The 21,414-nt window shown below is 41.7% G+C and carries 23 protein-coding genes; 2 read left to right on the forward strand and 21 right to left on the reverse strand.

Going from position 1 to position 21,414, the window contains the following annotated elements; all coding sequences use genetic code 11:
* Positions 1-5: 5 nt before the first annotated feature.
* Positions 6-1,274: an MATE family efflux transporter gene (locus CWC03_RS05965; RefSeq protein ID WP_138580979.1), complete on the reverse strand. Its 1,269-nt coding sequence runs from the start codon at positions 1,272-1,274 to the stop codon at positions 6-8.
* Positions 1,275-1,301: 27 nt separating this feature from the next.
* Between CWC03_RS05965 and CWC03_RS05970 the strand changes: the two genes are divergently transcribed.
* Positions 1,302-2,345, forward strand: coding sequence for a polysaccharide deacetylase family protein (locus CWC03_RS05970; RefSeq protein WP_138580980.1), 1,044 nt, complete (start codon positions 1,302-1,304; stop codon positions 2,343-2,345).
* Between the two features lie 33 nt (positions 2,346-2,378).
* Here the strand turns inward: CWC03_RS05970 and CWC03_RS05975 are convergent, their stop codons facing one another.
* From CWC03_RS05975 to CWC03_RS06035, 13 genes are all read right to left on the reverse strand, one after another.
* Positions 2,379-3,407, reverse strand: a complete 1,029-nt coding sequence (locus tag CWC03_RS05975) for a protein-glutamate methylesterase/protein-glutamine glutaminase (RefSeq protein WP_138580981.1) — start codon at positions 3,405-3,407, stop codon at positions 2,379-2,381.
* A gap of 9 nt (positions 3,408-3,416) precedes the next feature.
* Complete coding sequence (cheD, locus tag CWC03_RS05980; RefSeq protein WP_138580982.1) at positions 3,417-4,031, reverse strand: chemoreceptor glutamine deamidase CheD; 615 nt, start codon at positions 4,029-4,031, stop codon at positions 3,417-3,419.
* Positions 4,018-4,848 carry a CheR family methyltransferase gene (locus CWC03_RS05985; RefSeq protein WP_138580983.1) on the reverse strand — a complete coding sequence of 277 codons (831 nt, stop codon included), beginning with the start codon at positions 4,846-4,848 and terminating at the stop codon, positions 4,018-4,020. Before CWC03_RS05985 ends, cheD begins: the two co-directional genes overlap by 14 nt.
* 51 nt (positions 4,849-4,899) lie before the next feature.
* Positions 4,900-7,587, reverse strand: coding sequence for a methyl-accepting chemotaxis protein (locus CWC03_RS05990; RefSeq protein ID WP_138580984.1), 2,688 nt, complete (start codon positions 7,585-7,587; stop codon positions 4,900-4,902).
* 1 nt (position 7,588) lies between these two features.
* On the reverse strand, positions 7,589-8,110 hold the full coding sequence (locus tag CWC03_RS05995; protein ID WP_138580985.1) for a chemotaxis protein CheW: 522 nt from the start codon (positions 8,108-8,110) through the stop codon (positions 7,589-7,591).
* Complete coding sequence (locus CWC03_RS06000) at positions 8,107-10,197, reverse strand: chemotaxis protein CheA (RefSeq protein ID WP_138580986.1); 2,091 nt, start codon at positions 10,195-10,197, stop codon at positions 8,107-8,109. Before CWC03_RS06000 ends, CWC03_RS05995 begins: the two co-directional genes overlap by 4 nt.
* 19 nt (positions 10,198-10,216) lie before the next feature.
* Positions 10,217-10,579, reverse strand: coding sequence for a response regulator (locus CWC03_RS06005; RefSeq protein ID WP_010378447.1), 363 nt, complete (start codon positions 10,577-10,579; stop codon positions 10,217-10,219).
* Between the two features lie 9 nt (positions 10,580-10,588).
* On the reverse strand, positions 10,589-10,861 hold the full coding sequence (locus CWC03_RS06010; RefSeq protein WP_138580987.1) for an STAS domain-containing protein: 273 nt from the start codon (positions 10,859-10,861) through the stop codon (positions 10,589-10,591).
* 155 nt (positions 10,862-11,016) lie between these two features.
* Positions 11,017-11,610 (reverse strand): SCO family protein, encoded by a 594-nt coding sequence (locus tag CWC03_RS06015; protein WP_138580988.1) that lies wholly within the window; start codon positions 11,608-11,610, stop codon positions 11,017-11,019.
* Entirely contained in the window at positions 11,607-12,506 is a 900-nt protein-coding gene (cyoE, locus tag CWC03_RS06020; RefSeq protein ID WP_138580989.1) for a heme o synthase, read from the reverse strand. The genes CWC03_RS06015 and cyoE overlap by 4 nt, the downstream gene beginning before the upstream one ends.
* Positions 12,490-13,503, reverse strand: a complete 1,014-nt coding sequence (locus tag CWC03_RS06025) for a COX15/CtaA family protein (protein WP_138580990.1) — start codon at positions 13,501-13,503, stop codon at positions 12,490-12,492. Before CWC03_RS06025 ends, cyoE begins: the two co-directional genes overlap by 17 nt.
* 9 nt (positions 13,504-13,512) lie before the next feature.
* The gene (locus CWC03_RS06030; protein WP_138580991.1) at positions 13,513-14,004 is read right to left on the reverse strand and encodes a redox-active disulfide-containing membrane protein; all 492 of its coding nucleotides are present in this window, start codon (positions 14,002-14,004) and stop codon (positions 13,513-13,515) included.
* Positions 13,997-14,725, reverse strand: coding sequence for an SURF1 family protein (locus tag CWC03_RS06035; RefSeq protein ID WP_138580992.1), 729 nt, complete (start codon positions 14,723-14,725; stop codon positions 13,997-13,999). The genes CWC03_RS06030 and CWC03_RS06035 overlap by 8 nt, the downstream gene beginning before the upstream one ends.
* A gap of 12 nt (positions 14,726-14,737) precedes the next feature.
* Between CWC03_RS06035 and CWC03_RS06040 the strand changes: the two genes are divergently transcribed.
* Positions 14,738-15,034, forward strand: a complete 297-nt coding sequence (locus CWC03_RS06040) for a DUF2909 family protein (protein WP_138580993.1) — start codon at positions 14,738-14,740, stop codon at positions 15,032-15,034.
* Here CWC03_RS06040 and CWC03_RS06045 read toward each other — a convergent pair.
* The 7 genes from CWC03_RS06045 to CWC03_RS23965 all read right to left on the reverse strand — a co-directional run bounded on the left by CWC03_RS06045 (position 14,940) and on the right by CWC03_RS23965 (position 20,887).
* Positions 14,940-15,815 carry a cytochrome c oxidase subunit 3 gene (locus tag CWC03_RS06045; protein ID WP_138580994.1) on the reverse strand — a complete coding sequence of 292 codons (876 nt, stop codon included), beginning with the start codon at positions 15,813-15,815 and terminating at the stop codon, positions 14,940-14,942. The genes CWC03_RS06040 and CWC03_RS06045 overlap by 95 nt on opposite strands.
* Positions 15,805-16,383 carry a cytochrome c oxidase assembly protein gene (locus CWC03_RS06050; RefSeq protein ID WP_138580995.1) on the reverse strand — a complete coding sequence of 193 codons (579 nt, stop codon included), beginning with the start codon at positions 16,381-16,383 and terminating at the stop codon, positions 15,805-15,807. Before CWC03_RS06050 ends, CWC03_RS06045 begins: the two co-directional genes overlap by 11 nt.
* On the reverse strand, positions 16,383-17,957 hold the full coding sequence (ctaD, locus tag CWC03_RS06055) for a cytochrome c oxidase subunit I (protein ID WP_138580996.1): 1,575 nt from the start codon (positions 17,955-17,957) through the stop codon (positions 16,383-16,385). Before ctaD ends, CWC03_RS06050 begins: the two co-directional genes overlap by 1 nt.
* Positions 17,957-19,099 carry a cytochrome c oxidase subunit II gene (gene coxB / locus CWC03_RS06060; RefSeq protein ID WP_138580997.1) on the reverse strand — a complete coding sequence of 381 codons (1,143 nt, stop codon included), beginning with the start codon at positions 19,097-19,099 and terminating at the stop codon, positions 17,957-17,959. Before coxB ends, ctaD begins: the two co-directional genes overlap by 1 nt.
* Before the next feature lie 360 nt (positions 19,100-19,459).
* The gene (gene lexA, locus CWC03_RS06065; RefSeq protein ID WP_138580998.1) at positions 19,460-20,074 is read right to left on the reverse strand and encodes a transcriptional repressor LexA; all 615 of its coding nucleotides are present in this window, start codon (positions 20,072-20,074) and stop codon (positions 19,460-19,462) included.
* Between the two features lie 364 nt (positions 20,075-20,438).
* On the reverse strand, positions 20,439-20,669 hold the full coding sequence (locus CWC03_RS06070) for a helix-turn-helix domain-containing protein (RefSeq protein ID WP_138580999.1): 231 nt from the start codon (positions 20,667-20,669) through the stop codon (positions 20,439-20,441).
* A gap of 41 nt (positions 20,670-20,710) precedes the next feature.
* The gene (locus CWC03_RS23965) at positions 20,711-20,887 is read right to left on the reverse strand and encodes a helix-turn-helix domain-containing protein (protein ID WP_171040209.1); all 177 of its coding nucleotides are present in this window, start codon (positions 20,885-20,887) and stop codon (positions 20,711-20,713) included.
* Positions 20,888-21,414: the final 527 nt, after the last annotated feature.

A 21,414-nucleotide genomic window follows, 5' to 3' on the forward strand; every position in this document is an offset into this window, starting at 1 on the left:
CCCCATTATTCGAGTAAAGCAGCTTCTCGAGTGAGCTGATGATATTTATATGCCAAGGTCAATCCACGCAACCCCATAAAACAACTCATCGCAAGCCAGAGCGCATGATTACCAAGTGGCAATGCAATCAAAAAAGGCAAGAAGAAACCGAAGACCGCAGACACTAGCATGCTATTTCGCATTTCTTTAGCACGAGTAAGCCCAACAAAGATGCCGTCAAACAAGAAGCAACTCATGGCAATCATAGGTAATAGCACTAACCAAGGCAAGTAAGTACCTGCTAACGTAATTACCTCGGTGATATCGGTTAATAAGCTAATGATCCAGCCACCAGCTAGATAAAAAATAGCACTATATAAAAGCGCAAATGCAGCCCCCCAAAACAGGCTTACTTTTACCCATAATTGCAATTGCCCCAATGAGCCTTGTCCTTTTGCTCTGCCGACTTTAGCCTCCGCAGCATAAGCGATACCATCCATCGCAAAGCTAACTAACATCAAAAAATTCAGTAAAACAGCGTTGGCCGCTAACGTAACCTCACCAAGCCTTGCACCATAGAAAGTCATGAAACTAAAGCAGAGTTGTAAGATCAAGGAACGAATAAAAATATCACGATTCAAGGTGAGTAAACTGAGCCACTGCGCACGCTTTGGTAGAATTAATTTCAACGCAATACCGTGGCGCTTTGCGACCAATGCACTCAAAAACAAGGATAAGCCTAATGCCGAGTAGTCTGCAATGAGTGAAGCCCAAGCCGCACCTGCTACTCCCCACTCAAATCCGACAACAAATAAAATGTCCAAGGCTATATTCACTATATTTGTGAACAGCACCAGGTAAAATGGCCCTCGCCCATAATGCATCCCAAGCATAAAGCCCAGCAGCACAAGATTCAACATTGCTGCAGGCGCACTAAATACACGGATTTGAAAATATAATTTTGCCTGCTCAAATACTTCAGTAGAAGCATTTGAAAGCTGAGCAATAACTTGGATCAACAGAGGAGATAACACAATCAAACTCACGGCAAAGAGTAGCGCGATAAGCATACTGGTATATAGTGAACGTATTAGCTTGTCATGGTCTTGCTGGCCGCTTGATTGAGCGATCACTCCTGTTGTACTCATTCGCAGAAAACTTGCAAGCCAAAATAATACCGAAATAGCGCTAGAGCCAAGCGCAATCCCAGCCAAAAAATGCGCCTCTCCCATATGACCAATCACTGCAGTATCGACTAATCCTAACAGTGGCACCGTAATATTTGATAGTATCATCGGACCTGCAAGTAGTAAGAGGCTCAGATGTTGCGCTTTATGGCATTTAAGAAATTGATACAACATATTATTTTTGGTTTGGCCCTATTCTCGGCAAATAGTTGGAGTGCGGTTATCTTACAGTATCATCACGTGAGTGAGAAACTCCCAGCGGTTACGAGCGTGAGTGAAGAAACCTTTAAGTCTCATCTTAACCATATTAAAGAACATGGTTTTTCGGTGATACCTTTACCACAGTTGCTAGATAGCCTGAAGTCGGGCAAGCCTTTACCAGAAAAAACGTTAGCTATCACCTTTGATGATGGCTATGAAAACAATATCACTGCGGCGGCCCCGATCCTGGAATCTTTTGGCTTTCCCTATACCATTTTCGTTAACCCTCAACTTATTGACGAAAAGAAAAGCTATGTGATGACATGGGATGAGTTGAGAACATTAGCAAAACGTGGGGCTATTATCGCAAATCATAGTGCTAAGCACGATTACCTCCACCTCAAACTAAAAAATGAAACAGCAGCGCAATGGCGTGCACGCGTTGAGCACGATATCACATGGTCACAGCAGCGTATTAAAGAAGAAATTGGCCACGATTATCCATACCTCGCATACCCCTACGGCGAGTTTAACCATGAATTACAAAAGCTAGTAGCTGAGCTTGGCTTTATTGGTATTGGACAACACTCTGGTGCGGTTGGTATTTCTTCAGATTTCACACGTATCGCTCGCTTTCCCGCATCGGGAAATTACAGCAACTTAGAAACATTAAAAACTAAGCTCGAGACCAAAGCGTTCTCTCTGCAAAAATTAGATTACCTTGATAGCGTCACGAACAATAAAACACCAGCAATCACGTTGCATTTTAACGATAAAGATTTTCATCAGAGTCAATTTGCATGCTACGTTTCAGGTGTTGGGCAAGCTGAGCTGACGTGGCTATCAGAAACCAGCGTGCGTATCCAAACCCCGAAAGCACTGCCTACAGGACGGTCACGATATAACTGTACTGCGCCTTCGATCAAATACACTGGCCGTTACTATTGGTTTTCACAACCTTGGGTTATTGAAAAATAACAGCTTTGGGTAGGAGCAAGTTCGCTCCTACCCTTACTTTTTAACTGCGCTCAGCATGGTTTCAGTCACTTTACTCAAAGGTACTAGACTTTGCACTGCACCAAGCTCGTACGCAGCTCTAGGCATTCCCCATACCACACAGCTAAGTTCATCTTGTGCAAAAGTATTGGCACCAGCGGCTTTCAAAGCTAGCATCGCTTTTGCTCCATCACTGCCCATTCCCGTGAGCATAGCAGCACACACATGCTTGCCCATTGGCACAAGGGAATTAAATAACACTTCAACTGAAGGTTTGTGACGATTAACAGGCTCATTATCATCTAATCGACATACATATCCGGTTGCAGTATGTGCCACCTTCAGGTGTTTGTCTCCCGGAGCTATGAATACATGACCAGGTAATAAAATATCACCATCAGCCGCTTCTTTGACTGATACCGCACAGGTGCGATCCATTCTTTGTGCGAATGAGGTGCTGAAAACTGGTGGGATATGTTGGGTGATAACAACAGGCGGCGCGTGTGTTGGTAATCGCATAAGCACCTCTCTGATAGCTTCAGTTCCTCCAGTTGAGGCCCCTATGGCTAAAATAGTATTACGCGAAAATGTATAATTACGGCCAATTTCTAATTCGCTTTCCTGTTTTGGTGCTTTAAAAGCCCTCACTCTTGCACCAGCCGCTACTCTAATCTTCTTAACCAGTAAATCGGAATAAGACATTAAGGTATCAGCAACATTGCTGGTGGGCTTAGAAATAAAATCAACGGCACCTAATTCTAGTGCTTCTATCGTGGCGGGTGATCCCTCTTGGGTCAACGTGGAGATCATCACAACAGGCATCGGTCTTAAACGCATTAAATTTTTGAGAAAATTAATACCATTCATTTTTGGCATTTCTATATCCAAAGTTAATACGTCAGGCGAAGTAGACTTAATGAGCTCTCGAGCTTCATAAGGGTCTTCCGCGGTGCCAACAACTTTAATACCATCCGCCTGACCTAGTATTTCCTTTAACAACCCACGAATTAACGGTGAGTCGTCAACAATCAGAACTTTGATCATATTTCACACCTAAAATAGCTCAATATCCGTTTTATTGTCTTGAGCCTCAATATCATGTAAGTAACGCACTTCACGTTGTTCAATTGTGTTATTGTGCATGGTTCGTAACTTTTTCACTTGCGCTTTGCCACTTTGAGGATGAAAGATAACTTTTCTTGGCCAGGGGCCACCTACATCCTGTGAAATTAAATTTAAACTTTCCTCTTCCACATAGGCTTGCGCAAACCTGATGTTCCCTTCACCAATATCAGTCATGGCGCTGATGATTTTTCCACCGCCAAAAAGTTTAATTTTTAAATTGCTTTTAGACGCCCCATTTTTGAGTACTTCATTTATCAGATACTCCATCGCCCAGTTACCATAACGGCAATTTAGGTCATCAGCATGCACTTCTCTTAGCGCCTTTGCTCCAGGTAACATAAAGTGATTCATACCACCTATCCCCAATTTCTCGTCATATACGCAAGCGGCAATGCAGGAACCTAATACAGTCGAAATCAATTCATCCTGCTTGGATACATAGAACTCCCCAGGAAGTACTTTTGCAACGACTTTAGCGCGCCCAGAATCCCAAAAACGTTTTACATGCTCGAAGCCTCTGAGGACAGGTCTAAACTCTCTCATTCAACTGACCTTTTTGATAAATGGTTTTACCTAGGTTTTTAAACTCTAAGTGCTCTTTTCCCATCGTTTCGGAGTGCCCGATAAGTAAATAACCATTGGGAACTAACATGTCATGATACTGCTCAAACAATTTATCTTTGGTTTCTTTATCAAAATAAATCAAAACATTACGGCAGAAAATAACGTCAAAAGGTCCTTTCATTGGCCACGGTTCTAGAAGATTAAGTCGTTTAAAATGAATGAATGATTGCAATTTAGGCTTCACTTTATACACTGTTCCGTCTGCACTTCTGAGAAACCATTTTTTGAGCTTATCTTCATCTAAACCCGTAACGTTGTTAGCCGTATATTCTCCGAGACTCGCTTTGCCCAAGACGTTGGAATCTAAATCTGTTGCCAGCACTTTTACATCCCAACCACTCGGAAAAGCATTCGCAATAGTCATCGCGATACTATAAGGTTCTTCACCAGTAGAGCATCCGGCAGACCAGATCCGGACTCTTCTATCCTGCTTGTGCCTGGCAATAATTTCGGGAACTATTCTTTTAGTTAAAAACTCGAAATGATGATTTTCTCGAAAAAAAGAAGTTAAGTTAGTTGTTATTGCATTAATAAAGTGACTAAATTCAACATCTTGGTTTTCTTCCAAAAAAGATAGATATGCCTCAAACGATTTTAGCCCATTTGCTCTTATACGCCTTGCCAACCTTGAGTAAACCATTTCCCTTTTATGCGGTCCGAGCACTATGCCGCATGTGTCATAAACCCGAGCAGAAATTTCGGAAAAATCCTTATCGGTCAACAGAAACTCTCGCATCGTCGTATTCCTTCAGCCAACCCCAATACGGAATTGATCTATTGCCTAGCCCTAAAACTCTTCCCACTCTTCCGAGTCATCTGCAAACTGATTACTTCTCGTGTTTTGCTGCGGGGGTTTATTAGAGTTCATTGTCCGTTTTGGTAATTGCTTTTCTGGCGTCTTAAAGCTCTTCGGCGACTCAGTTATTTCTAAACTACGATGAGTGGTTTCATCAAGTGTGAAGAAGTTTAATAGTCTTCTCATATCATTTGCTTGCTCAGCCATCGATTCTCCTGCGGCTGACGCTTCTTCAACTAAAGCAGCATTTTGCTGCGTCATTTCGTCCATTTGTGACACTGCTTTATTGACCTGCTCAATACCAGAGCTCTGCTCAATCGACGCTTCAGCAATGTCGGAAATCATGTTGGTCACCCTCTTAACAGACTCAACTATTTCTTTTAGTGTTTCGCCAGACTCATTAACCAGTACCGTACCATCTTCGACTTTACTTACACTGTCTCTGATCAGATCTTTAATCTCTTTCGCCGCGGCTGCAGAACGCTGAGCAAGATTACGTACTTCACCAGCGACCACAGCAAAGCCTCGACCTTGCTCTCCAGCCCGAGCTGCTTCAACGGCTGCGTTCAATGCCAATAGGTTTGTCTGAAAAGCGATTTCATCAATAACACCTATAATGTCCGCAATTTTCTTACTTGAATCATTAATTTCAGACATACTCTCAACAGCGCGCGTAACGACTTCACCACCTTTGGTCGCCTTGTCACAAGTTTCTTCAGCTAATTCGTTCGCTACTTTCGCGTTATCTGCATTTTGCTTAACGGTGCTCGTCATTTCTTCCATGCTAGAGGCGGTTTCCTCTAGTGAGGATGCCTGCTCTTCTGTACGTTGACTCAAATCCGCGTTACCTTGGGATATTTCATCAGCACCACTGGCAACCAAATTTGCAGAAGTACGAACTCGACCCAGTACCTCGGTTAACTTCTCAGCGGTAGTATTTGCATCTTTTTTAAGTTTTTCGTATGCCCCACGATATTCACCTTCAATACGTCTGGTCAGGTTACCAGTCGCCAATGCGTCTAACATCTCTCCCATGTCTGTAACCGTTTCATCAACCGTGGAGACTAGGCTATTCAAACCCTGTGTTAACCTCAGGTAGAATCCATCTTTGCCATCTTCTGACAAGCGAACGCTCAAATTACCACCATTTGCAGACTGGACAAGGCCATTCACTTCTTTCTCAATCGTAACCTCTTTGGTTCTATCTTCCCATTCGACAACGGTGCCCACGCGTTCGTCATTATCATCAAATATCGGGTTAGCGACTAAGCCAAAAGTTCTTCCACCAACGGTAATTTCAGTTTTATACTCGGCTTCAAGTCGAGAGAGCATACTGCGTTGGTGACTTGGGTTGCGGTGGAATACATCAATATTCGCTCCCATAAGTTGGTTACTATCAAAATTAGGCAGGTCACGTCTTACATCGCTCTCAGCATTTCTCATCATATCTTTCACTGCACGATTCAAGTAAACGATCTCAAACTGCTCATTTGCTATCATCGTGTTCGTTGAAACGTTGTCTAATGCTCTTCGGACGCGCAAGTTTTCAGCTGCGGCTGTTTTCTCTTCCTCTTCACGAACTAAACGCTCTGTTTTGTCGTCCCACTCAACGACGGTACCAATCCGCTTTTTATCATCATCAAATACCGGAGTAGCAATCAAACCAAAGGTGAAGCCAGCAACTTTGATATCTGTGCTGTATACATCGCTCAATTTCTCAAGCAGATTTCTTTGATGGCTAGGGTTCGCATGAAATACATCAATACATTGCCCGACAAGCGTATCCACATCAAAGTTCGGTAATGATTTTCTAAGCTGCATTTGATTGTCTCTCAACATTCGCACAACCGAATCATTAACATAAATAATATTCAACTCTTCGTCCGCTAGCATTACGTTTGCTTGGCAAACGTCCAGTGCGCTTGATATACGAGCATTGTGGCTCGCTAAATCCGCCTGCTTTTTCTCTAGCGCTAATTCTCTTGTAAGATCTTTCCACTCAACTAAAGTCGCGATCCTTAACCCTTCATCGTCGAAAACAGGCGTGGCAATGAGGTCAAAGGTTAAACCTGCCACTTTGATTTGTGTGACATATGGGCGGGTCAAATTAGCTAGGATACCTCTCTGATGGCTAGGGTTTTTATGAAATGTATCAATGTTCGCACCAATCAAGCTATCAACATTAAAGCCTGGTAATTCTTGCTGTAACTTAGCCTGATTTTTACGTAGCATACTTGTCAATGAATCGTTCAAATACACTATGTTGAGAGAAGCATCTGCAAGCATAACATTGGCCTGACAGACCTTTAAAGCTAGCAACAAACTATGGCTATGATCTTGACCATCTGCTGCGTCACCATTTAATAAATTAGCAACCGCTTTGTATAAAGATGATTGACGTGATGCATTACTTGCTTTGAGTAAGCTAGCATCTTTACTTTCTATCGCGGGAACAATTTCCTCAACATCTTGCAACTTAGAAAGCAGAATGTTTGCGCTTTGCTTGAGTAGTAAAATTGCCAGCACTACACTGACACCCGCTATAACCATCGCCACATAGGCTTGTGTAGACATATTAATATTCAACATTTGAACACTAATTGCCAAGCCCACAAATATTATGGCACCCGCTATTAGCACCCTATTATTGAGTTGACTTGCTAATGCTTGATCGCTCATGTTATCCCCCGACAACCAATTGCTCGCTTTGCTTTACTTCTAGATCTAATATTTTCTTCAAATTCAAAAGTACGACCATTTTCTCACCAACATTAACCAGTCCTTGTACAAATTGACTATTTTCCGAGTCTTGAAAATCTGGAACATCCTTCGCAGTTTCTTGATTGATGCTGTATACATCAGACACTGCATCAACAACTAACCCCATAATTTTTGTTGCCTCTTTTATTACAACAGAGACAACGATAACCACGGTTAGCGCTCCGTATTCAATTTGCGGTAAACCGAATCGAACCCTTAAATCAATGATTGGCACTATCGTGCCACGTAAATTAATTGCACCATTCACATATTCAGGCGCATTTGGAATTGCAGTGACTTCTTCCCACCCCCTGATTTCCTGTACGGCCAGAATATCCATGCCGTACTCCTCGCCCGCCATCATAAAGGTGAGAAATTGTGTATCGTCGTCTCGGTCTGCAAACATGACTTGTTCATTAATCGAGGTTTTTTCAGTGATCATGACACCACCTCATCTAACTCTTGTTCTACTAGTAACTCTTGAGTGCCTGGACGCTTTAAGCCACTTAGTTTGATAAGGCCGCTAATATCAACAATTAAAGAGACTCGGCCATCACCTAAAATTGTCGCCCCTGAGATCCCATTCACTTTTTGATAATTTGCTTCGAGACTTTTAATAACGACCTGTTGTTGCGCCAGTAAATCATCCACCAATAACCCCACTTTATGATTGTCACTCTCAACAACCACTAACAGTGTTTTATCCAACTCTTCTATTGCACCACCATGGTTGAATAGTTGATATAGCCTTAGTATTGGTATGTATTCATCTCGTAACCTAAGCACCTCTAAGCCATTACCTACTTTGCTCACTTTTTTAATATCTATTTGTAAAGACTCAACAATGGAAATAAGTGGAATAATGTAGGTATGCTTTGCAACTTTAACCAATTGACCATCAAGAATGGCTAGCGTTAATGGCAACCTAATTGTAAATGTTGAGCCAATCCCTTTTGCTGAAGTTACTTCAACGCTGCCATTCAATGCTTGAATATTTCTTCGAACAACATCCATTCCCACGCCGCGACCAGAGATATCACTCACTTCATCGGCTGTTGAAAACCCAGGCCTAAAAATAAGTTCATTAACCTCTTCAATAGTCAGCTCGTCAGTTGCTTGAATTAGGCCATTGGCAATTGCTTTACTTTTTATTTTTTCAGTATTTAAACCCCTACCATCATCCATGATTTCAATCACAATATTTCCGCCTTGATGGAAAGCATTCAGTGTCACCGTACCAACAGGATCTTTCCCAGCTTTTATTCTGTCTTCCGGTGTTTCTAAGCCATGGTCCAATGAGTTTCTGACTAAATGCACCATAGGATCGGAAATTTTCTCCATCACGGTTTTATCTAGTTCTGTCTGCTCTCCTAGCAGTTTAAGCTCAACCTGTTTATTCAACTTTTGCGACGTATCCCTTACTAAACGAGGAAATCGACTGAAGACAAAACTAATAGGTAACATCCTGATACGCATTACATTTTCTTGTAAATCTCGCGTATTGTGAGCTAATTGAGCAAGACCTTCTTGCATCGCAGCAAGCGTATTTTCTGTCGGCTCTTGCTCACCTAATTGAGTCAACATAGCCTGGGTAATAACCAACTCCCCTACCATATTGATAAGCGAATCAACTTTATCAATCCCAACACGGATCGAAGTCGATTCTGCTGATTTCTTGCTAGCCTCAGGCTTAGCCTTTATCGCTGTCAATGAGGGTGTTTTTGGTACATCAATAGTTTGAGTGTCTTTGCTCGACGCTTCTTTCCTCTCACTGTCTAGCTCTGACGTTGTGGAGACACTCGCATCATCTTCAAATAAACCACCGCATAAGGTAATAGAAATTTCAGCATCATCCTCAACCCACTCAAATACTTCTTTAATCGCCGACTCTGGATGACTGGTTGTTAAGTATAACCTCCAACTGAGGTAGCAATCCTCTGGATTAAAGTCATCAATTTCAGGTATTGAATCACAAAACGCATGAGTTTCTAAATCCCCCAACTCTGACAGCTCACTCAACATATAAAGTGGTTCGTTACCGGTTTTAAATAAATGGGGGAGCGGTTTGAAATCTATTTGATAGGTTTGAGATTCTTGCCCTTGAGGTGTGCTATCGGCAGTATCTGAACTAACACTCTCATTACCACCTAGAATCTCTTCAAATTTAACTTTCAACTCATTCGCATTGGAAAGGTCTGGCTCTCCCTCGGCTTGTAATGCGGTTAGTAAGGCCCTTAAACAATCAACGGATTGGAGCAGTAAATTGACATGTTCAGCGGTCAACTGTCGACGCCCATCTCTGATCTGATCGAGTAAAGTTTCTAACACATGCGTGAAGTTCGCGACGGAAGTAAAACCAAATGTTCCACTACCACCTTTTATGCTGTGTGCTGCGCGAAATATAGTATTGATCGTTTCTGAGTCTTCATGGCCTGGCTGCAAATTCAGCAGCTCAGCTTCCATTACATCTAGACCTTCAAAGCTCTCTTCAAAAAAGACATCAAAAAATTGGCTTAAATCAATACTCATATCGATGCCTCTCTAGTATCTATCTTATGACTTTTTTCAATACCGCTAGTAGTTGTTCAGGGTTGAATGGCTTTACTATCCAACCTGTTGCTCCCGCTGCTTTACCTTCTGTTTTTTTATCTAGCCCTGACTCAGTTGTCAGCATTAGTAAAGGGGTGAACTTATAGTTGGGCAGACTGCGCAGCTCTTTAATCAGTGTGATCCCATCCATTACCGGCATGTTTACATCAGAGATCACTGCATCGAACCCTTGTTGCTTGGCAATAGATAGCGCTTCACTGCCATCTTTTGCTTCCGTGACATCAAAACCTGCTTTTTTCAGCGTAAAACCAACCATTTGGCGCATTGATGCCGAATCATCCACAGCTAAAATCTTTTTCATATTCACCTCTTAATTTTCAATACTATGGAATAAATAATGGGTTAATCCCAACTCATTTACCGCCTGCGCTAAAGCATCACTTTCACCATGCCATACAATTTTATGTTCTAACGAATGCAAGTGTTTCTGTACGGCACAGAGCAATTGTATAGATGCAGTGTCGGCTCTTTGCACTTCGCTAATATCAATCGTGATGTCTGATGTTTCCATAGAGTCTTGGAAAATCTGATGGTACAGGCTTTCCACATGATTAATCGCCATTTCAGGTGGAAGTTTCAACATGAGCTGAAGACTATCCTTGTAAAAATGAGTAATAAAATTAGCTTAGACCGTGATGGTAAAAATGCCACAAAGATTGATTAAAAATCCGCAAATAATTAAAGCGTTAGAGGTAAGATGATACAGCGACACTGGGGTCGACCAGTGTCGATATAAGACTAATTGATGATCTTCTCTAGGTCAGCGAGAAGCAGTTTGTCATCGATAGTAGGGATAGCTCCAGCTGTATGTGTAGGTTTGAAAATAGCCTCAAGCTGACCTTTTGGGTTAATTAATGCTACAGATGCGCTATGATCAACATAGTACTCTTCTGTCTGTTCCTGATTTATTGCATAGATCAAACCGAGATCTCTTACAAAAGGAAACAAAACAGAGTGATCGGCAGATACCGCTTTAAATGAGGGCTCGAAATGCCTTATGTAAGCTAAACGCTTCTCTTCAGTATCTCTGTTGGGATCAACCGATACAAACCATACCTGTAAGTCATCTTTATTCTTTACGGATTGATATACGTGAGTTAACTTCAACAGCGTCATAGGACAAACATCTGGGCAACTGGTGTAACCCAAAAATAGCAAATTCCATTTATCGGTAAAGTCTTGATTTGAGACAGCCTCACCGTATTGGTCCCTTAACTCAAACGCTTTAACGTCCTTGGGCTTAGAGTACCAAACCACTTTTTCTGATACATCTGGTGCAGGTCCACAACCAAACAGTATAAAAATAGAGACGATTAAGAGTAACTTTTTCATATAAATGCTTTATCCACAAAAAGTGCAACGAACACTATCAAAAGATGCCAGATAGAGAAATAAAATACGCTCATCGCATACTCTATACTATTTGTTTTCATAAGTTTGGTGGCTTTGTAGATGAAAGCAACATTTGCTATACCAGAGGCCAGCAAATAGATCCAGCCTGACATTCCCACTAAGTAAGGTAGCAAACAAACCAAAGTCAAAATGATGGTATAGAATAGCACGCAGAGTTTTGTAAATTCATTTCCATGCGTTACTGGTAACATAGGAACTCCGGCTTTTTCGTAGTCTCTTTTACGGGCAATCGCCAATGCCCAAAAGTGCGGTGGTGTCCACGCAAAAATGATCATTACCAATAACCAAGGCTCAGCACCGAGTTGGCCAGTCTCACTGACCCAACCTAACAATGGGGGCATTGCTCCCGCTAGCCCTCCTATTACTATGTTTTGAGGTGTTGCGCGCTTTAATAATAACGTATAAACCACGGCATAACCGAATAATGCAGCTAAGGTGAGAAGCGCGCACAGTTGATTGGCGAAAATTGTTAAAAGAGCATAACCGGAAACTGCCAAGCTTATCGCAAAAATTAGAGCTGATGATACAGAAACAGAGTCTGTCGCTAACGGCCGGTTTCGTGTTCGCGCCATCTTTTTATCTATTTCTCTATCTACTATATGATTTACAGCTGCTGCACTACTTGAGAGTAAACCAATACCAAATAAGCTCATGAATTGTGCCAATAATGTTTTATCACTTTGTGGTGCTAACATCATCCCGACCCACGCAGTGATCACCAACATACATACTACTTTGAACTTACACATGCCAAAATAAGCTTTGAATAGCGTAGTTGCTTTTTGGAGCTCTGGAAAATTAGTTAAGTGATACATACTTTCCCCCAACTTTTTGCGCCAGACTGATAAAAAAGCACAATCTAACCATTGCTAATAACACCATAGCCGCCATGAAATTATGGAATAGTGTCAACAGTAGAGGAAACTGGAAATGTACTATTGCAGCCCCCACCAAAACTTGTATAGAGACTAAAGCTAAGACGACAAGCGCTGAGCGTCTGAGTATTTGATTCTGACTAACTTTGAGCAACGGCCAGCACGCTGCAAGTAGCATTAAAACAGTAATGACTGCCCACACCCTATGGATGAAGTGAATAGATACTCTAGATTCGAACGGTAGCACTCCAAACTCGTAAGTCGCTGAGGCTTCTGGAAGCGTCAGTAAACTCTGCCACGAAAAAAGTTGCAGATTGTCACAGAGCGGCAACCCAGTACAATGCGGTGCAGCATAATTGGCGGCAAGCCACCCACCCAACGCAATTTGTATAATCAACACACCAAGAGCCACATAACATAAGCGATAGGTAAGCTTAGTTACGCTAGCAGTAATAGTGTTGTATTTCAGCCTTAGAACCAATAACACCAGCAATGCAAGAATACTAAACCCCCCTAGCAAATGACCCATCACGATGACTGGCTGTAAATTCATAGTCACGGTCCACATGCCGAGTGCCCCTTGAAATAACACGAGTAATAACAGCAAGTAATAATGACGACTAGGACCCTCCGTTTCTCGCTTACTAAACAGTTTCACACATGCAAGTACTAATATAAGTAACCCAAGAAAGCTGGCAAAATAGCGATGGATCATTTCAATCCAAGCTTTTTCTTCTTCCACATCTAAATGTGGAAAGTTGTCTTTGGCTGCCGATAATTCATGACTCTCATTTGGTACCGTTAGAAAGCCATAACACCCAGGCCAATCTGGACACCCAAGTCCTGCATCACTTAAACGCGTAAAAGCACCAAGTGTCACCACTGTTATTGCAACAAAACAGGTAAATACTGCGACTTTTATTCTTACCTTGGACATATTTACCTCCTAACTAGAGCGAGAGTAGTTCAATAGTTTCTTTAGATCACTCAAAAGCCCTTTTTGTACATTTCGCATTGCTTCTAAACTATCTACCGGTGCATACTTAAGTACAAATAACCCCTTATTATCAACCAAATATAGATAATTATCTTCTAGCTGGTTGAGGTGTATCGGTAAAGAAGTTGCGAACTCAATACTTTTTTCATTTTGATCTTGTAATACCACAAGCGATACTTTTTGCTGGTTTTTCCCAAGTGCTAAATACAAATTAGGTAAGCTGTCGAGTAGTAAAGAGCATTGCTTATTGCACTGCTTTGGTCGCTGATAAACAATACTCCATTCGGTCTCTAGCGCTAGCTCTGATTGACGAACCTCCTGACTTAAAAATTCACCATGATTAGTGGTACCATCAGGTATCCAGCCGATTTTTAAAGCAATAAATGCCAACAACACTGGGAGTACGAATAGCCCTATAAACCACGCTGCACTTTTAGACATTTTTAATCTCCTTTTTTGAAAGCTTCCAGCCAATAACCAACGCGGCCAAGGCAATGAGTAACCACTGCAAAGCGTAAGCTTCATGTTTTTGCGGTGACATTACTACAGGCTGATAGTGAGGCTCAGTTCCAGTCAACCTATTTTTAGTCATATAGGCGATTAAAGGTAAAAGAGGTTTATCTGACTCCTTAGATAAGTAATTGACATCAATGTACTGGATCACAGGTTGTGTTGTCGCCTCATCTGCTGCAGACTTGGCTAGTGTGAACCGCTTGTTTTCACTAGATTTGATATAAACAGGTAGAGAAACTGTACCGGTTGGAAGAGAAAAAGCGGTAGGTACGCGACTAGCCTGTTGCGGCACAAAGCCTAAGTTAACAGCCAAGTGCTCATCAGTTTTGGAAATTTTAAAAATACCAATCACATCAAAACCAATCCGGCCTTTTACAACTTGGTTATCTAAATACCAAACAGCACCGTCTACAAAGCTCCCTGTTATCGAAACCTCAGCATTAATACTTTGAGTGAGCGGCAGGGGCGTTGCTTGCTGTCCGTTAATTACGTCTTGCGCCTTTTTTCTCTCAATTTTTTGCTGCAGCACATGTTTTTGCTGTGCTCTTTGCAATTGCCAATAAGAAAGTGAACCGCATAAGAGAACAACGATTAACGCTGCCAATATGGGGGTTTTTGATCTACCTTTAAAAAGTGCACCTAAATCCATCGGACACCCCTTATGATTAAAATTATTATTGTTGTATTACTACTGCTCGTTTTTTTTAATTTATTTAAAGCTATGCTGGTCATGCTCAAGTCAGAGCAACAAGAGTCAATGGCGAAGCTATTGCAAAAAAGAGTTTATGCCTCAATAGCTGTGCTACTTATAATTTGCCTTGCAGCTCAATTTGATCTTATAAAACTACACTCTTCACCCGTTGTTACAACACATAAACAAATACAAATAGACACAGCCAAACCACATCAACAAAATGCCAATACCAAGCCCCAGCCTGAAAAGCAAAGTGGCTCTTAGCGGTAAAATGCCCCTTCAACACTCTTATCCATACGACGAACAGAATTATCGCGCCAAGTGTGACATGAACCCCATGAAATCCTGTAAGTAAAAAGAATGTGTTGCCGTATACTCCCGACTGCAGAGTTAACCCAAGATCTTGGTAGGCGTGAATATACTCTTCTACTTGCAACGTTAAGAATGCAACACCAAGTAGTACTGTTAGCCCTAAAAACGCCTTTACTTTCGCCCTTTGCTCTTTTTCCAAAGCTAAATGAGCAAAGCTAAGGGTTACTGATGATGCTAATAGAATGATAGTATTGATAAGCGGAAGTCCCTGCCAACCCATAGCTTGAGTAACAGTTCCATCAGGAGTTGTAAGCAGTGGCCATACAGCTTCAAATTGAGGCCATAAAACCTCATTAGTACTGGCATTGTTGCTTGCACCACCTAACCACGGAACAGCAATCATCCGTGCATAAAAAAGCGCACCAAAGAAAGCTGCAAAGAACATGACTTCGGAAAAGATAAACCATCCCATTCCCTGCTTGAACGAGCGATCCATTTGAGCTGAATATAATCCAGTTTGAGATTCTTGGATCACATTCCTGAACCAACCAAATATCATATATATCAGCACTGCAATACCCACAAGCAGTAAAATTACTCCGCTGTTTCCAGGAGAGTTTAGTTGAATGATGGTAAGTGCAGCCCCTACAGCAATGAAAAACAATGCAAATGCACCGACTATCGGCCATGGGCTTTGCTCAGGCACGTAATATTTTTCTTGTTCATGGTTCATATTTGAATTCCTCTCGAGCAGCTAGCATATTCAGTCCATCACTGTCTTGTTTACTAACTCGCTCCGTAATATCAAACAACGTGTATGAAAGCGTGAGTTCCTCAACATCAATGGGTAGCTCTGTATCTACATAAAACCTCAAGACAAACTCAACTTCTTCGTTGCCTTTCATTGGTTGCTGATCGAAACAAAAGCAGGCCATTTTGTGTAAATACTTTGCAGCTTTCCCAGGGGACACCGAAGGGATCGCTTGCAACACACGCTCGTTATCACTCAGATTTTTTGCAATAAACTTCACATCGGTTAGCTTTCCAGGTTGAACACTAACCGAATGCTCAACGGCATCGACCTTAAATGGCGCCTGACTTTGACTATGCGTTGTGAAGCTCACATCTACTTGTCGACTTTGTGCAATTGACTCACTCTCCTTTGCGATTTCCATGGATGGCTTACCATTCAGGCCAGTCACATCACAAAAAACGTCGTATAGAGGAACCAGCGCAAAGGCAAAAGCAAACATACCTAGCGTCAACAAAATAAGCTTCCTAAGCAGGCGTCCATGTTGCATTACTTAATCTCCGGTGGTGTTGAAAAGGTATGATAAGGAGCCGGAGATGGTACTTGCCACTCTAATCCCTCAGCCCCATCCCACACTCGCCCTGAGGCCTGTTCTCCACCTTTTATACATTTATAAACCACTGCAACAAACAGCAGTTGAGAAAGACCAAAAGCAAACCCTCCGACACTAATAATCGCGTTAAAATCAGCGAACTGTAGAGCGTAATCTGGGATCCGCCTAGGCATGCCGGCAAGACCAACAAAGTGCATAGGGAAGAACAATACATTCACACTAATCAAGGAGAACCAAAAGTGAAATTTAGCCAATTTGATATCAAACATATGCCCCGTCCATTTCGGTAACCAATAATATGCTGCGGCCATTATTGAGAACACAGCCCCGGTAACTAACACATAATGGAAGTGAGCGACAACAAAGTAAGTATCGTGATATTGGAAATCCGCGGGTGTGATCGCGAGCATCAACCCAGAAAATCCACCGATTGTGAAAAGCACAATAAATGCAATGGCAAACAGCATGGGTACCTCAAAACTAATTGCGCCTCGCCACATCGTAGCCACCCAATTGAAAACCTTAACGCCAGTAGGTACTGAGATGAGCATAGTTGCGTACATAAAAAACAACTCGCCAGCTAAAGGCATACCTGTGGTAAACATATGGTGGGCCCAAACGACAAACGACAGCAATGCGATCGATGCAGTTGCATAAACCATCGATGCGTAGCCAAACAATTTCTTTCTTGAGAAGGTAGGCACTATGGTCGAGATAATACCAAAAGCGGGAAGTATCATTATATATACTTCAGGATGACCAAAAAACCAGAATATGTGCTGAAACATAACCGGATCTCCGCCGCCTGCAGCATCAAAAAAACTTGTCCCAAAGAACTTGTCGGTCAGCACCATAGTTACGGCACCAGCAAGCACCGGCATAACAGCTATCAGAAGAAATGCAGTTATCAACCAGGTCCAGACAAATAAAGGCAACTTCATCCATGTCATACCTGGAGCTCTAAGATTGACGATGGTCACGATTACATTGATAGCGCCCATAATAGAGCTAATACCCATTATATGAACCGCAAAAACAAAAAATGCGGTGTTGTCATTGCTGTACGTTGTAGAAAGAGGCGCATAAAAAGTCCAACCGAAAGCAGGCCCGCCACCTTCCAAAAATAATGACATCAGTAAAATTGCAAATGCAAAGGGTAGTATCCAAAAACTCCAGTTATTCATCCTAGGAAGTGCCATATCTGGCGCTCCTATCATCATTGGAATCATCCAGTTTGCAAGACCAGTAAACGCGGGCATCACCGCGCCAAATACCATAATTAAGCCGTGTACTGTTGTCATTTGATTAAAAAAATGTGGATCTACTAGCTGCAAACCTGGCTGGAATAGCTCAGCTCGGATAACCATTGCCATCGCCCCACCAATCAGGAACATGATCAACGAAAACAATAAATACAATGTTCCAATATCTTTATGATTAGTGGTAAACAGCCAGCGCTTTAAGCCTTTAGGAGCTGCATGGTGTGAATGTTCTTCTACGATAGCACTCATTACTTACCCTCCTCTAATGCATCTATCTCTCGCTGTATTTGGCTTGGCTGAATAACATCGCCGGTGTCATTACCCCAGCTATTTCTTTTATAAGTGATCACTCCCGCGATCTGCTTGATTGTTAACTGTTTTGCGAAAGATTGCATTGCAGTTCCTGGACGACCTAAGAGTAGAATATCTATATGAGCTTTAATATCTCCAGTGACGACTTCACTCCCTTTCATTGCAGGGAAGACACCTGGTAGACCAAGCCCCGTTGGTTGATGGCAAGCTGCACAATAGGCCATGTAAGTTTGTTCACCAACCTCCATTAACTCTTCTTTGGAAATAGTTTGTTGGGCGACGGCTTGTGACTCGGCTTCTGCCCTTGCTTTTTCGGCTTTAGCATCGGTGAGCCAGCTATCAAATTTATCAGGACTTACGGCCTCGACAACAACTGGCATAAAGCCATGATCTTTGCCACATAATTCAGCACATTGGCCTCTGTAAATCCCCTCATCGTTTACCTTTGTCCATGCCTCATTTATAAAGCCCGGATTGGCATCCTTCTTCACCGCAAAATCGGGAACCCACCAAGAATGGATGACATCATCGGAGGTCATCAAGAAACGAACTTTTCTATCGGTGGGTATAACCAAATGCTTATCAACTTCAAGCAGATAATTTTCATTTTTTTCTTTAAGGTCACTAATTTCATCTTTCGGAGTAGAGAGCAAAGAATAGAACTCAACATCATGCCCCATATACTCATAGTGCCATTTCCACTGAGACCCTGTGACCTTGATGGTTAGATCAGCTTTACTCGTGTCTTCCATGGCAATAAGCGTTTTTGTGGCTGGTATTGCCATACCAATGAGTATCAGGAAGGGAATAGCAGTCCAAAGTATTTCCACTTTGGTGCTTTCATGAAATTGCGCTGCAACAACTCCTTTTGACTTTCTGTGTTTTATCAGCGCCCAAAACATAATCCCAAATACAATCACTCCAATGACGCAACATATTAGAAATATGGTCATGTGGAGCTCATACACTTGATGGCTAATGTCTGTAACGCCTTGCCTCATATTGTAAGCGCTGTTAGCGAGTGAGGGCATGGCGATTAGCACTGCGATAAATGCTACAACTAATCGACAAATTTTCATTTGACGTCTCCTTCAAGACAACTCATGGTTGCCTTTTGTTATTATTGGATGACTGCCATATTGTCTATTTGTACATAGACTTACTGCACGACTATTAACCAATTAGTCAAAAAACAAACAAAATGCAAGATTTTTGAGAAGGCTGACTTTCGAATCAAAACTAAGGATTATTGGGAGTAAAACGAAGAATGGTGAAAAATTGTGTATAAAGATCAGAAAACTAAAAACTATTGAGATATGAAAAAGTCACTATAATCATCTTACTTTCACACAGTTAGAAAAGTTAATTATTGCTTTTTTCACTAAATATAGTTAAAACGAGCGCAACGTTATATTTAATGCTACGCTCCCCCTCATAAACTACATCCAATCAGCGCTTCTGATCACGCCTACGGCTAACCCTTCAATGGAGAAATTTTGATGCTCTAGATCCACTTCTATCGCTTTAAATTCTTCATTCTCAGCGTGCAAGAGAACTTTCTTTCCTTTCTTTTCTAAGCGTTTAACTGTCACGTCCTCTTCTACACGAGCAACTATGACTTGGCCATTTTCTGCCACTTGAGTACTATGAACCGCTAGTAGATCACCATCCATAATCCCAATATCTTTCATGCTCATACCATTAACTCTCAAAAGATAATCAGCATTCGGCTTAAAAAAACTGGCATCTACATTAAAGTGGCTTTCAACATGTTGCTCTGCCAATATCGGCTCTCCGGCTGCTACACGGCCAATAATAGGTAAACCTAGTTGCTCAGATTCATCCTCAACAAGTCTAATTCCACGGCTTGCTCCTGGGACCATTTCGATAACTCCCTTTTTAGCAAGTGCTTTAAGGTGCTCCTCTGCTGCGTTTGCACTCTTGAAACCCAAAGCATCAGCTATTTCAGCACGAGTTGGAGGCATGCCAGTATCTTTTATGAATACTTTTATTAATTCAAAGATTTGTTCTTGTCGTTTAGTTAGAGGACGCATTAACTGGTATTCCATACAGTAGTATATTTACTGTAAGTATATACAGCTCAAAAAAAATCGCAAATGTTTCTTTATTCACCATATTTTATATCAATTAGCCTAATTAAGTGCTCCATTTTTGAGGCGAGAAAATCTTGTCGATAACACCGCTACAGCCTCCGGCTATCGCCGAAGTACCTACATCCATTTAGGCAATGCGGAAATTTTGCTATTTATACCAATCCGTAGCCGAGTGCCTGTTTCAGCTCAAAAGCGCGTAGTCGAATTTTGCTGGCTAAATCGTACTTCGTTCTAAAACCATACATTGATACGTTCAAGAGGAAGGTCTCCGGTGTGTGAAGGCCCGTTTCCAGTTGGAAGTTTTTTAAAAAGCTTCTTGGTTCTCTTGTGACTGTTTTGGATGCATCAAACGGTTTGTGATACAACTAAAGCCAAGCTGCTTTAGTATGTTATAAACATGATTTAGGTGGTAATGAACACCGAACTCAATGTGAATGTAATGCATAATGTCTTCACCTGTAAGGCGGCCATCTGGAAGTTCTTTGCTTTTTCGCTTTATAAACTCAGACGGTCGTTCAAGATCTGACTGTTTCAATCTAGAACGATGACCTTGAAGCCTTTTAGTCTATCTTTTAGTTAACTAGAAACCCATTCATCAACGCTACCTCGAACTATGTTAAAGCGCTTAGCAATGTCGGTTCTGCTATTGCCCTCATAAAATAATGACACCGCAAGTAATCTCATACATTTTCGAGCGTTTTGTTCTTTTCGAGAAAGTGCTAAAAGCTGTTCTGATTCGTTTGAGTTCAGCATTATTTAACCGGGAATTTTATCTAACCTATATTAGAGCAGATATCTAAACGGATTGGTAATAAACCATCACCAACGCTGCTGTGTATCCGGCAATATAAGATGTAGCACTTTTATTAATATCTTGGTAGGAGCGAGTTTACCTCGCGATGTGTTGATTGGCTTGTGAGGTTTTATATCTTAAATCTCTACCCCAAACAACAAAAAACCCGCAGCATTGCTGCAACGGGTTTGACATACATGGGTGTACTAATGTCGATTAAATTCATGGATGAATGCTGTTAATCGACCTTTAATAAGACCCTGGCTCGCGACGAACTAGGATGTTTTATTCTTTTTGTTTGGGCTGCCCAACAGCTCGGCGGGTAATACCAATTGCATTAAGTAAATGGGCTATTTTGAAGCGGAGAAATAGCTTTAGTAGCTAGGCAAAAATTTTGCTATTTAGTTGTTCTATATGAGAAATTTTTAACGAAGTTAATATGCTATTTCACCCTTCAAATTGATTAGAGAATTAATACAATTGTTAT

Origin of the sequence: Pseudoalteromonas sp. S2755 (assembly GCF_005886535.1) — a bacterium.
Lineage (GTDB): Bacteria > Pseudomonadota > Gammaproteobacteria > Enterobacterales > Alteromonadaceae > Pseudoalteromonas.